The organism is Actinosynnema sp. NPDC023658 (assembly GCF_040639995.1).
Taxonomy (GTDB): domain Bacteria; phylum Actinomycetota; class Actinomycetes; order Mycobacteriales; family Pseudonocardiaceae; genus Actinosynnema.
The window spans coordinates 3,313-15,360 of sequence record NZ_JBFAAX010000117.1 but is presented as its reverse complement, the minus strand read 5'-3'; the positions used below and the strand labels follow the sequence as shown (position 1 = coordinate 15,360).

The 12,048-nt window shown below is 72.7% G+C and carries 11 protein-coding genes and 1 pseudogene; 6 read left to right on the top strand and 6 right to left on the bottom strand.

Features of this window, described 5'->3' with window-relative positions; translation table 11 throughout:
* Both AB0G02_RS15775 and AB0G02_RS15770 read right to left on the bottom strand, forming a co-directional pair.
* The coding region (locus tag AB0G02_RS15775) for a PPE domain-containing protein (protein WP_360794257.1) at positions 1 to 993 on the bottom strand (993 nt) is incomplete at its 3' end.
* A complete protein-coding gene (locus AB0G02_RS15770) occupies positions 990 to 1,451 on the bottom strand; it encodes a hypothetical protein (protein WP_360794255.1) in 462 nt (153 codons plus the stop codon). The genes AB0G02_RS15770 and AB0G02_RS15775, both read right to left, overlap by 4 nt.
* A 270-nt stretch (positions 1,452 to 1,721) precedes the next feature.
* Between AB0G02_RS15770 and AB0G02_RS15765 the strand changes: the two genes are divergently transcribed.
* The 4 genes from AB0G02_RS15765 to AB0G02_RS15750 all read left to right on the top strand — a co-directional run bounded on the left by AB0G02_RS15765 (position 1,722) and on the right by AB0G02_RS15750 (position 5,462).
* Positions 1,722 to 2,297, top strand: a complete 576-nt coding sequence (locus AB0G02_RS15765; protein WP_360794253.1) for a uridine kinase — start codon at positions 1,722 to 1,724, stop codon at positions 2,295 to 2,297.
* A 30-nt stretch (positions 2,298 to 2,327) separates the two neighbouring features.
* Entirely contained in the window at positions 2,328 to 2,747 is a 420-nt protein-coding gene (locus AB0G02_RS15760) for an SRPBCC family protein (protein ID WP_360794251.1), read from the top strand.
* 113 nt (positions 2,748 to 2,860) lie between these two features.
* A complete protein-coding gene (locus AB0G02_RS15755) occupies positions 2,861 to 4,192 on the top strand; it encodes an MFS transporter (protein ID WP_360794249.1) in 1,332 nt (443 codons plus the stop codon).
* A gap of 139 nt (positions 4,193 to 4,331) precedes the next feature.
* Entirely contained in the window at positions 4,332 to 5,462 is a 1,131-nt protein-coding gene (locus AB0G02_RS15750; protein ID WP_360794247.1) for a lytic polysaccharide monooxygenase, read from the top strand.
* Between the two features lie 42 nt (positions 5,463 to 5,504).
* Here AB0G02_RS15750 and AB0G02_RS15745 read toward each other — a convergent pair whose 3' ends face one another.
* From AB0G02_RS15745 to AB0G02_RS15730, 4 genes and pseudogenes are all read right to left on the bottom strand, one after another.
* Positions 5,505 to 6,287 (bottom strand): ABC transporter ATP-binding protein, encoded by a 783-nt coding sequence (locus tag AB0G02_RS15745; RefSeq protein WP_360794259.1) that lies wholly within the window; start codon positions 6,285 to 6,287, stop codon positions 5,505 to 5,507.
* A 15-nt stretch (positions 6,288 to 6,302) separates the two neighbouring features.
* Positions 6,303 to 6,896, bottom strand: a pseudogene (gene cbiQ, locus AB0G02_RS15740) (cobalt ECF transporter T component CbiQ); the annotation flags it as partial.
* A gap of 44 nt (positions 6,897 to 6,940) precedes the next feature.
* Positions 6,941 to 7,309, bottom strand: a complete 369-nt coding sequence (locus AB0G02_RS15735) for a PDGLE domain-containing protein (RefSeq protein ID WP_360794245.1) — start codon at positions 7,307 to 7,309, stop codon at positions 6,941 to 6,943.
* Positions 7,306 to 7,995 (bottom strand): energy-coupling factor ABC transporter permease, encoded by a 690-nt coding sequence (locus AB0G02_RS15730; protein WP_360794243.1) that lies wholly within the window; start codon positions 7,993 to 7,995, stop codon positions 7,306 to 7,308. The genes AB0G02_RS15735 and AB0G02_RS15730 overlap by 4 nt, the downstream gene beginning before the upstream one ends.
* A gap of 209 nt (positions 7,996 to 8,204) precedes the next feature.
* Here AB0G02_RS15730 and AB0G02_RS15725 point away from each other — a divergent pair, with 209 nt between their 5' ends.
* Both AB0G02_RS15725 and AB0G02_RS15720 read left to right on the top strand, forming a co-directional pair.
* Positions 8,205 to 10,688, top strand: a complete 2,484-nt coding sequence (locus AB0G02_RS15725) for a DUF3516 domain-containing protein (protein WP_360794241.1) — start codon at positions 8,205 to 8,207, stop codon at positions 10,686 to 10,688.
* A gap of 106 nt (positions 10,689 to 10,794) precedes the next feature.
* The coding region (locus AB0G02_RS15720) for an AfsR/SARP family transcriptional regulator (RefSeq protein ID WP_360794239.1) at positions 10,795 to 12,048 on the top strand (1,254 nt) is incomplete at its 3' end.

Genomic DNA, 12,048 nt, shown 5'->3' with positions numbered 1-12,048 from the left:
CGCGCCACCGGTCCCGAACGCGCCACCGGTCCCGAACCCACCGCCGGGCCCGTGACCGCCGCCCGGTCCGAACCCGCCGTGCTGGCCGAACCCACCGGGACCTCCCGGCACGCCGAACCCGCCGGGGCCACCGGGCGCACCGACCGCCGGTCCGCCGGCGGCGGCGACGGTCGTGGTGCCCTCCGGCCGCACGCCGGGCGGCGGCGACGGGGGCTGGTCGTCGGGCCCTGGCCACTCGTCGACGACGGGCGGCACCGGCACCGGCACCGGCACCTGCGGAGGGGGCGGCGGCACGGGCCGGTGGTCCGGCGTCGGTTGCGCGCCGACCGGCGCCTCGTCGAACACCGGCAGCTGGCGGCCGATGCCGTGGCTGGCGTCCTCGTACTGCTCCATCACCCGGACGGCGCCGTCCATGGCCTCCTGCTGCTCGCGCTTGTCCGGCAGGTGGTCGTCCAGCAGCTGCTCCAGCATGTACGCGCCCTGCGGCCCGTCGAGCGCGGTCACGTCGTACCCGGCGCGGAACCACCTCTCGGCGTCGGGGTGCACCGGCACGGGCATCGCCTTGGCGGCCTCCACCACCGCCGAGGTGTAGCCGTCCAGGCCAGTGCCCACCTGGTACGCGCGCTGCGAGGCGTCCGCGGCCCACCCGGTCAGGCGGGACACCGACTCGGCGGCCGCCACCGCCGACGGCCCGCGCCACGACAGCACGAGGGACTGCACGATCTTCTGCACGTCCGCGGTGGCCTGGTCGACGTCGGTGGCCAGCCGCTGCCACTCGTACGTGCGGGTGGCCATCTGCGCGGCGTCGGCGGACTTCACCATGTCCCACAGCTGCCGGTGCGTGTACACCCGCCAGTTGATCTTGCCGAAGTTCTCCGGCTCCCGGTTGGCCTCGCGCTGCCGCACCCGCCTCCTGTTGCGCCGGCGCGCCGCCCGGGACACCTCGTGGAAGTCGGAGAAGTACCCGCCCTTGCGTTCGCCGCGCTCGATCACAGTCGCCCCATGGTCCGTGCCACCTGCTCGTCCTCGGCCTGGTGCGTGGCGCCCACCTGGCGCAACGCCTCGCGCAAAGCGGTCAGCTCCTCGACGTAGGACCGCAGCGCCGCCCGCACACCACCGCCCACCACGTCGCCGCGCAACCTGAACGCCCGGCGCATGTTCAGCGCGACCGGCCCCTTGCCGTCACCGAGGGACTGCTCCATCTCCCGGTCGGTCCGGGAGAGCAGGTCGGTCAGCACCCCGTGCAACCGGTCCAGGTCGGACACCGCCGAGGTGAAGGAGTCCAGGTCGAGCTCGATGCGGTCACCGCCCTCGGCTACCACGCCCGCCGCGCCCGCGCCGGTCGGTCCGGGGACCACCGGCAGCGCGACCGCGACCGTCCCACGCCGCTCGGCCCGCAGTTCCTCGTGCATCCGCTGGGCGTCCTCGACGCCGCGCACCCTGACGACCATGCCCCACATCGTGGTGTGCCCGCGCGCGGGTGGCCAGACCGGGTGCACAGCGGGAGCAGTGTCGGTGCACGGTCGGACAAGGAGCGGGGACGGTGGCGGTGCGCGATCGGACCAGGCGGGAGCTCGGCGGCGGTGCGCGAACGGACCGGGGCGAGCACGCCCGCGGCGCGTGAACCGGCGAAAAGCGAGTACGGGCGGCGGTGCGGGATCCGGTCCGCTGCTGTGCGAAAATCGCGTCCCGTGCCGTCATCTGCCGTTCACGCGCGCGCCGTGTTGCTCGCCGGCCCCTCCGGCTCGGGCAAGTCGACCCTCGCCGCCCGCCTCGGGCTGCCCGTCCTGCGGCTCGACGACTTCTACCGCGAAGGTGACGACCCGCTGCTGCCGCGGGACGACGCCGGCCTGCCGGACTGGGACGCCGAGGGCTCCTGGAACACCGGCGACGCCCTCGCCGCCGTGGTCGAGCTGGCCACCACCGGCGCGGTCGAGGCGCCGGTGTACTCGATCGGTGAGAGCCGGCGGGTGGGCTGCCACGCGGTGACCGCGCCCGGCCTGTTCATCGCCGAGGGCCTGTTCGCGGACCGGCTGGTGGCGGGCTGCCGCGAGGCGGGCGTGCTGGCCGACGCGATCGTGCTCGCGCCCAACGGCCTGGTGACGTTCGTGCGCCGGTTCGTCCGGGACGTGGCGGAGGCGCGCAAGCCGGTGCCGCTCCTGGCCCGGCGCGGCCTGCGGTTGCTGCGGGAGCACTCCGGCGTGGTCCGTCGCTGCGTGGACGCGGGCATGCGCCCGGTGCGACCTGATCAGGTGGAGTCGGCCACGATCGGGTCGATGGCGCCCGCCCCGGTGTAGCCCGCCCGCGGCGGGGGTACTGATGCCCGCATGGCTGAGTTCGAGCACGAGCAGACGATCCCGGTCGACGCGCGGGTGGTCTTCGACCTCGCCCGGGACGTGACCGCGATGCAGGCGTGGCTGCCGGACGGCGTGCAGGTGGAGGAGAGCGGGCCGGAGCGGGTGACCGGGCGGGTGTCGGTCGGTGACGACATCGACGAGGCCGAGGGCTACCTGGCCGCCGACGCCGAGCAGCGCCGGCTGGAGTGGGGCGACCTGGAGGACGGCGGCTACTCGGGGTGGCTCCAGGTGGACGAGGACGGTCCGGGTCGCAGCCGGGTGGTGCTGCACCTGGACGTGCGGGGTGAGCACGAGTCCGCCATGGGTGGCGAGGGTCACGAGCTCACCGACGAGCACGTCGTCCAGGCACTCGACCGGCTCGCGGTGCTGGCCACCCAGAGCGTTACGTGACGGTTTTCACCCGACAACAGGTTTGAACGCGGAAAAGCCGCACTTAGTGTGGCTGCCGTTCACCTGGGCACGTCCGCACGTCGAGGCCCCGGATCGTCTTCGAGAGGGCTTCGATGTTCCGCGCGCTGCGCGGCCGCAACTACCGCCGCTGGGCGTTCGCCGACCTCGTCTCGGTGACCGGCTCGTGGATGCAGTTGATCGGCCTGAACTGGGTGGTGCTCCAGAGCACCGGGTCGGCCGCCTCCGTGGGCCTGTCGGTGCTGATGGGCGCGGTGCCGTCGGTGCTGCTGGGGCCGTGGGCGGGTGCGTTGGCCGACCGGCTGCCGGTGCGCCGGATCATCCTGGTCTGCCAGGTCCTGCACGCGGTGCTGGCCGCCCTGCTGGCCGTGGTGGTGTGGCGGGGCGCCCCGATCACGGCGGTGTTCGCGCTGACGTTCGCCGCGGGGCTGGTGGCGGTGTTCGACGGGCCGGCGCTGGGCCGGTTCGGCGCGCAGGTGGTGTCCCGCGAGCACCTGGGCAACGCGGTCGCGCTCGGCTCGGTGCTCAGCTCCACGGGTCGCATCCTGGGCATGAGCAGCGCGGCCGTGCTGGCCGCCGTGCTCGGTCCGCCCGCGCTGTTCCTGGTGAACGCGGTGAGCTTCCTGGCCGTCGTGGCCGCGGTGCTGACCATCCGCCGGGACGAGCTGCACCCGTTGGAGCGCAGCTCGTCCGACCGGGTCGGCGTGGTCGCGGGCCTGCGGTACGTCGGGGCGAGCGGACGGCTGCTCCTGCTGTTCGCGCTCGGCTTCACGCTGTCCGGCCTGGGCCGCAACTACCAGGTCACGATGGCCGCGATGAGCCCGGACGCGACCGCGTACGGCCTGCTGTCGACGGTGTTCGCGATCGGCACCGTGCTGGGCGGGCTGGCCGCCGCGGCGCGCGAGGCGCTGACCGTGCGGCTGCTGCTCGTGGTCGCCTGCGCGACGAGCCTGCTCCAGGTCGTCAGCGGGCTGGTGCCGGGCACGCTCGGGTTCGCGCTCGTGCTGCTGCCGATCGCGGGGGGGGCGGTGGTCATCGACACGACCATGAGCACCCGGATCCAGCTGGACACCGCCGACAGGATGCGCGGCCGGCTGCTGGCGGTCAACTCGGCCGTCGGCGCGGCGGCGGGCGCGGTGGGCGCACCGCTGCTCGGCTGGCTGTGCGAGCGGATCGGCGCGTCCGAGACGCTCGTGCTCGCGGGCGTCCTCACGTTGGCGATGACGGTGTTCGTGGCCTCGGTGCTGGCCGCGCCGCCGCACCGCCGCACGGCGTTGGCGCAGCGCGTTCTGCGCAGGCCGCTGCGCCGGGTGCCGCACGCCGCCCACCACCCGCACGCAGGGCACCACCCGGCGCCGGTGGGTCGCCCGCACGGACCAGTCCGCCCCGGGAACCGTCGCAGGCGTCAGACCCGCATCCGGGTGTAGCCGCACGCGGCCGTCGGGCGGTACGCGCTGCGCCGCTGGGACGCACTGCGTAGTCGAGCATTCACATAACGCGGTCGGCAGCGTTAGAGTCAGTCGTTCCTGGGAGCGCTCCCAGAACCTCAACGAGGAGGTGAACGACGTGACGGCCCGACGATGGATCGCGCTGGCCTCGGCCGGTGCGGCAGGCTTGCTGATCGCCACGCTCGTGAATGTGGTCGGCCCCACCACCGCGTCGGCACACGGCGCGATGATGACGCCGGGCAGCCGGACCTTCCTGTGCTGGAAGGACGGCCTGACCCCGACGGGCAACATCCAGCCCCAGAACCCGGCCTGCTCCGCCGCGGTGTCGTCCGGCGGCACCAACGCGCTGTACAACTGGTTCGGTGTGCTGCGGTCCGACGGAGCGGGTCGCACCAGCGGCTTCATCCCCGACGGCAAGCTGTGCAGCGGCGGCAACCCGACGTTCTCCGGGTTCGACATCGCGCGCAACGACTTCCCGGTCACCCACCTGACCGCCGGTGCGAACTTCAACTTCACCTACAACAAGTGGGCCGCGCACCCCGGCACGTTCCACCTGTTCGTCACCAAGGACAGCTGGAGCCCGACCCGGCCGCTGGCCTGGAGCGACCTGGAGAGCACGCCGTTCGACAGCGTGACCAACCCGCCGGACAGCGGTCCCGTGGGCAGCGTCGAGGGCAAGTACTACTGGAGCGCGAAGCTGCCCTCCGGCAAGTCCGGTCGCCACATCATCTACTCGGTGTGGACCCGCTCGGACAGCACCGAGACGTTCTACAACTGCTCCGACGTCGTGTTCGACGGTGGCAACGGTCAGGAGACCGGGGTCGGCAACGGTGGCGGCACGACGACCACCACGACGACCACCACCACGACCACGAGCACGACCAGCAGCACGACCAGCACCACGTCGACGACGCCGACCACGACGACGTCGAGCGTCCCCGGTGACGCGAACTGCATGGCGATCTACAAGATCACCAGCGCGTGGACCGGTGGCTTCCAGGCCGAGGTCGAGCTGATGAACCACAGCAAGAGCTCGTACAACGGCTGGACCGCCAACTGGACCTGGGGCAACGGTCAGACCATCACCAGCCTCTGGAGCGGCGTCAAGTCCGGCTCCGGATCGCAGGTGATCGTCAAGAACGCCGCGTGGAACGGCACGGTGGCACCGGAGACGTCGGTGAAGTTCGGCTTCACGGCGAACTACTCCGGCACCAACTCCCTGCCGACGGTCACCTGCACCAGCCCCTGATCACCCCTGTCAGGCCGATCGGGAGCCGGTCCTGATCGGGAGCTAGTCCAGTCGGAAGCCGAACGGGAGCTCCAGCCGGTGCCGAGCGAGCAGCTCGGTGTCGGCCAGGAGCTCCCGCGTCGGTCCGTCGGCCACCACGACCCCGCCGTCGACCAGCACGCTGCGCGGGCACACCTGCAAGGCGTAGGGCAGGTCGTGGGTGACCATCAGCGTGGTGCGGTCCAACCGCAGCAGCACCTCGGCCAGCTCCCGGCGGGCCACCGGTTCCAGGTTCGCCGAGGGCTCGTCGAGCACCAGGATTTCCGGGTCGCACGCCAGCACCGTGGCCAGGGCCACGCGGCGGCGCTGACCGCCCGACAGGTGCAGCGGCGACCGGTCACCGAACCCGCCCATGTTGACCGCGGCCAACGCGCGCTCCACCCGCTCGTCGAGCTCCGCGCCGCGCAGCCCGAAGTTCGCCGGGCCGAACGCCACGTCCTGCCGCACGGTGGGCAGGAACAGCTGGTCGTCGGGGTCCTGGAAGACCACGCCGACGCGGCGGCGCACCTCCTTGAGGTTCGCCTTCTCCACCGGCAGACCGGCCACCTCGACCCGGCCGGAACCGCCGCCCAGCACGCCGTTGAGGTGCAGCACGAACGTCGTCTTGCCCGCGCCGTTCGGCCCCAGCACGGCGACGCGCTCACCGCGTTCCACGCGCAGGTCGATCCCGAAGAGGGCCTGGTGGCCGTCCGGGTACGCGTACGCCAGCCGCTCCACCACCAGCGCGGGAGCCGACCGCTGCGGCTCGACCGCCGCACCACCACCGCCACCGGCACCGTCGGGCATCCGGCCCGTCCAGCCGCGCGACACCATCGCCAGGTGCACCCTCTCGCCGCGTTCGTAGGAGCGGATGAACAGGCCGCCGATGCCGCGCGCGGTCGCGCCGAGCTGCCAGAGGAACCGCGGGTCGTCGCCGCGGGAGATCCGCGCCACCCGCATCCGCTTGGCCTCGCCCACGACCACCTCCGCGTAGCGCAGCATCAGCGTGGCGATCGTGACCAGCACCGACGGCATCCGCAGCCGTTGCAACCCGAGCAGCAGGTCGTGCGGCGCGGTGGTGGCGGCCAGGGTCAACGACGTCAGCAGGCCCAGCGTGCCCTTGGCCAGGATGTTCCACCCGGCCAACGCCCCCTCGGCGGACACCGGCAGGCCGAGCAGGTCGACCCGCTCCCCCGGGCCGGTGAACGGCAGCACCAGGGCCAGCAGCACGAACGGCAGCTCGATCACCGACCGCGCGGCGAACCAGCGCACCGGGACGCGGGCCACCACCCAGACCACCGCGAGCGCGAGAAGGTACGCGCCGAACGCCCAGAACGCCTCGCGCGGCGTGGCCACCACGCACAGCACGCCCACCACCGCGGCGACGATCTTCAGCTGCGGTGGGAGGCGGTGCACCGGCGAGTCGCCCGGCCGGTGCAGGAAGCCGTGGTGCCCGGCGCTCACCCCAAGTCGGTCTTCACGTCGGAGGTCGCACCGGTCCCCGCGTCGGCCTTCGCGCCGGTCTCCACGTCGGGGCTCGCGGCGGCCTTCCCGCCGGAGCGCTTGCGCAGCAACCAGAACAGCCCGCCCGCGACGGCGAGCGTGACCACCACGCCGAGGACGCCCGCGAGGCCGGTGAGCCGGTCGTCGCCCCCGACCGCGTAGTCGGCCAGCGGTCCGCCGCCCAGCGGGTGGTCCCGCGCGTGCTCCGCGATGCCGTGCTGCTCGGTGACGTGGTCGAGCCCGTCCGGGTCCGGGTCCGCGAAGTAGGACACGACGCCAGCCAGCAGCAGGCTGACCACCGCGAACCCCAGGAAGAAGCGCTTCACGACTTCAGCTCCAGCTTCTGCGGCACGCCGCGCAGCAGGTAGACCAGGTCCGGTCGGGCCGCCGCGACCGCCGTCACGGTGACCGCCGTGATCAGGCCCTCACCGATGCCGATCAGCACGTGCACGCCGAGGACGGCGGTGGCGACCGTGCCGAACGCCACACCGCCCTGGCCGCCCAGCGCGTACTCCAGCACGAAGCCGAACGACGCCAGCACCGTGTTGACCAGCGCGGACGTGAAGGCGACCACGGCCAGGCCGCCCTTGTTGCGCGCGGCGAGCTTCCGCAGCGCCACCGCGGTGAGGTAGCCGACCGCCGTGCCGATGAGGGCCATGTTGGTGACGTTCGCGCCGAGCGCGGTGACGCCGCCGTCGGCGAAGAAGAGGGACTGGACGACCAGCACGATCGTCACGCACAGCGCGCCGACCCACGGCCCGACCAGGATCGCGGCGAGCGCACCGCCGAGCAGGTGCCCGCTGACGCCGGGCAGCACCGGGAAGTTGAGCATCTGGGTGGCGAACACGAACGCCGCCACCAGGCCGGCCATCGGCGCGGTCCGGTCGTCGAGGTCGCCGCGGGCCTTGGCCAGCGCCACGCCCACCCCCGCCACGGCGACCGCGACGAACAGCAACGAGGTCGGCGCGTTCAGCAGGCCGTCGCTCATGTGCATTGCTACCGGTTCGGACACGCCCCCCACGCTAGTTGCAAGTCGACCGCAATGGCCAGCTCGATGCAACAACGGTTCCGATCACACCACCGGGTGAACCGGGCACCTCCCCGGCGCGGACCCGGCGAAGATCGGCGGGAGGTCACCCGCCGTCGGCGCGGCGGGACGCCTGACCGGCGGCGATCGCGACGACGCGGGCCGCGCGGCGCTACCACTATGCTCTGCCTGCGATGACTCTCACCGACCGCCTGCCGGCCACCCCCGACCCCGACGTCCTCTACGACACCTTCGCCGAGTGGGCGGGGGAACGGGGGTTGTCGCTGTACCCGGCGCAGCAGGAGGCGTTGATCGAGATCGTCTCCGGCTCGAACGTCATCCTCAGCACGCCCACCGGCTCCGGCAAGTCGCTGGTCGCGACCGGCGCGCACTTCGCCGCGCTGGCGGAGGGCAAGCGGACGTTCTACACCGCGCCCATCAAGGCCCTGGTGTCGGAGAAGTTCTTCGCGCTGATCGAGACGTTCGGCGCGGAGCACGTCGGCATGATGACCGGCGACGCGAGCGTCAACGAGACCGCGCCGATCATCTGCTGCACCGCCGAGATCCTGGCCAACATCGCGCTGCGCGACGGGACCGGCGCCGACGTCGGCCAGGTCGTCATGGACGAGTTCCACTTCTACTCCGAGCCCGACCGCGGCTGGGCGTGGCAGGTGCCGCTGATCGAGCTGCCGCAGGCCCAGTTCCTGCTGATGTCCGCGACGCTGGGCGACGTCACGTTCTTCGAGAAGGACCTGACCCGCCGCACCGGCCGCACGACGTCGGTGGTGCGGTCCGCCGAACGCCCGGTGCCGCTGAACTTCCAGTACGTCACCACGCCGCTGCACGAGACGATCGAGGAGCTGCTGCACGGCCGCGAGGCGCCGATCTACGTCGTGCACTTCACCCAGGCCTCCGCGCTGGAACGCGCGCAGTCGCTGATGAGCGTGAACGTCGCCACCCGCGCCGAGAAGGACGCCATCGCGGCCACGATCGGCCGGTTCCGGTTCACCTCCGGGTTCGGCAAGACGCTCTCCCGCCTGGTGCGGCACGGGATCGGGGTGCACCACGCGGGCATGCTGCCCAAGTACCGGCGGCTGGTGGAGCAGTTGGCGCAGGCGGGCCTGCTGAAGGTCATCTGCGGCACGGACACGCTCGGCGTCGGCATCAACGTGCCGATCCGCACGGTCGTCTTCACCGCGCTGTCGAAGTACGACGGCCAGCGCACCCGCCACCTCAAGGCGCGCGAGTTCCACCAGATCGCGGGCCGGGCGGGCCGGGCGGGCTACGACACCGTCGGCACGGTCGTGGTGCAGGCGCCCGACCACGTGGTCGAGAACGAGAAGGCGCTGGCCAAGGCGGGCGACGACCCGAAGAAGCGGCGCAAGGTGGTGCGCAAGAAGGCGCCCGAGGGCTTCGTGTCGTGGAGCGACCAGACGTTCGAGCGGTTGAAGTCCGCCGAGCCGGAGCCGCTGACGTCGAGCTTCCAGGTCAGCCACGCCATGCTGCTCAACGTGATCGGCAGGCCGGGCGACGCGTTCGCCGCGATGCGCCACCTGCTGGAGGACAACCACGAGGACCGGCCCGCGCAGCGCAGGCACATCCTGCGGGCCATCCAGATGTACCGGGGGCTGCTGGCCGCGGGCGTGGTGGAGCGGCAGGGCGGCGACATCCGGCTCACCGTGGACCTCCAGGTGAACTTCGCGCTCAACCAGCCGCTGTCGCCGTTCGCGCTGGCCGCGATCGAGCTGCTGGACCGCGAGTCGCCGTCCTACGCGCTGGACGTGCTGTCGGTCGTCGAGTCCACTCTGGACGACCCGCGCCAGGTGCTGTCCGCGCAGGAGCACAAGGCGCGGGGCGAGGCCATCGGCGCGATGAAGTCCGAGGGCATCGAGTACGACCAGCGGATGGAGCTGCTGGAGGAGGTGAGCCACCCGAAGCCGCTCGCGGAGCTGCTGGAGGCCGCGTTCACCACCTACCGGCGCGGCCACCCGTGGGTCGCGGACCACCACCTGTCGCCCAAGTCCGTGGTGCGGGACATGTTCGAGCGGGCCATGACGTTCGCGGAGTACGTCTCGTACTACCAGTTGGCGCGGTCGGAGGGCCTGGTGCTGCGGTACCTGGCCGACGCGTACAAGGCGCTGCGCCAGACCGTGCCCGAGGACGCCAAGACCGAGGAGCTCAGCGACCTCCAGGAGTGGCTGGGCGAGCTGGTCCGCCAGGTCGACTCCAGCCTGCTGGACGAGTGGGAGAAGCTGCGCAACCCGTCCGAGGACCCGGCCGAGGCATCCCTCAGCGACGCGCCGCCCGCGGTCACCGGCAACGTGCGGGCGTTCCGGGTGCTGGTGCGCAACGCGCTGTTCCGGCGGGTGGAGCTGGCGGCGCGGCGCAACTACTACGAGCTGGGTCAGCTCGACGGCGACGCGGGCTGGTCCGCCGAGGACTGGCAGGACGCGCTGGAGCCGTACTTCGAGGAGCACGACGAGATCGGCATGGGGCCGGACGCGCGCGGCCCGGCGCTGCTGGTGATCACCGAGGAGCCGGGGCTGTGGCGGGTGCGGCAGATCCTCGACGATCCGGCCAAGGACCACGACTGGGGCTTCACCGCCGAGGTCGACCTGGCCGAGTCCGACGAGATCGGCACGGCCGCGGTGCGGATCACCGAAGTGGGCAGGCTCTGACGGACCTGGGGTCCATCCGGTGGTACTGCGGTGCGGACCGGGGTACCAGCATGTCAACGTCGGGAGAGAACGGAGGCGGTTCACCCTGTCGCAGGACGAGTTCGGCGTGCTGGGGTCCCTGGTGGTACGCCGGAACGGCCGCTCCGTCCCCGTCACCGCCGCCAAGCACCGCATCGTCCTGGCGACCCTGCTGCTGGACGCGAACCGCTCGGTGCCCGCGAGCGACCTGATCCGCCGGGTGTGGGGCGAGGTGCCGCCGGACCGCGCGGCGCAGACCCTGCCGGTGTACGTGATGCGGTTGCGCCGCACGCTCGGTGACCCGCAGCTGATCCACACCACCCCGACCGGCTACCGGATCGACCTGCCGCCCGACGCGCTGGACCTGCACCGGTTCGAGGCGTACGCCGAGGAGGGCGCGAAGCAGGCCGCCGCCGAGGACTTCACCGGCGCCGCCGAGTCCTACGAGCGGGCGCTGGAGTGCTGGCACGGCCCGCCGCTGGCCGACGTGCCGTCGGAGTCGCTGCACGAGACCGAGGTGCCGAGCCTGGCCGAGCAGCGGCTGCGGGTGATCTCCGAGCTGGTGGACGTGAAGCTGCGGCTCGGCCGGTCCGACGAGGTGATCGCGGACCTGCGCAGGCTGACCGCGCAGCACCCGCTGCGCGAGCGGTTCTGGTCGCAGCTGATGGTGGCGCTGTACCGGGTGGACCGGCAGGCCGACGCGCTCGACGCGTACCGGCAGGCGTCCACGGCGCTGGCGCGGGAGCTGGGCGTGGACCCCAGCGACTCGCTGCGCGCGGTGCACCACGCGATCCTCACCGGCGACCCGGCCCTGCACCAGCCGGCCGCGAGCACGTGGGCGCCGGTGTCCCAGCTGCCCGCGCCGGTGGGCAACTTCGTGGGCCGCGGCGCGGAGCTGGCCCGGGTGACGGGGCTGCTGACGCGGGCGACGGCGACGGTGGTGGTGTGCGGGCCGCCCGGTGTGGGCAAGACGGCGTTCGCCATCTCGGTGGGGCACGCGGTGCGCGACCGGTACCCCGACGGCCAGCTGTACGTGAACCTGCGCGGGCACTCCACGTCGCCGCCGCTGCCGACGTCCGCCGTGCTGGCGCGGTTCCTGCGGGCGATGGGCGTGCGGGCCGACCACATCCCGGTGGACGAGGAGGAGCTGGTCCGCGCCTACCAGGCCCGGCTGCGCGGGCGGCGGGTGCTGATCACGCTGGACAACGCGGCGTCGGTGGAGCAGGTGCGGCCGCTGCTGCCCACCGACCCGGGCTGCTCGGTGCTGATCACCAGCCGCAACGAGCTGCGGCTGCGCGCCACGACCGTGCGGCTGGACGTGCTGCGGGGCGACGAGGCGTGG

Excerpts from the sequence above, each read along its gene's own strand:
- AB0G02_RS15770 (WP_360794255.1), bottom strand. The coding sequence starts at position 1,451 with ATGGTCGTCAGGGTGCGCGGCGTCGAGGACGCCCAGCGGATGCACGAG.
- AB0G02_RS15760 (WP_360794251.1), top strand. The coding sequence starts at position 2,328 with ATGGCTGAGTTCGAGCACGAGCAGACGATCCCGGTCGACGCGCGGGTG.
- AB0G02_RS15755 (WP_360794249.1), top strand. The coding sequence starts at position 2,861 with ATGTTCCGCGCGCTGCGCGGCCGCAACTACCGCCGCTGGGCGTTCGCC.
- AB0G02_RS15745 (WP_360794259.1), bottom strand. The coding sequence starts at position 6,287 with ATGCCCGACGGTGCCGGTGGCGGTGGTGGTGCGGCGGTCGAGCCGCAG.
- AB0G02_RS15725 (WP_360794241.1), top strand. The coding sequence starts at position 8,205 with ATGACTCTCACCGACCGCCTGCCGGCCACCCCCGACCCCGACGTCCTC.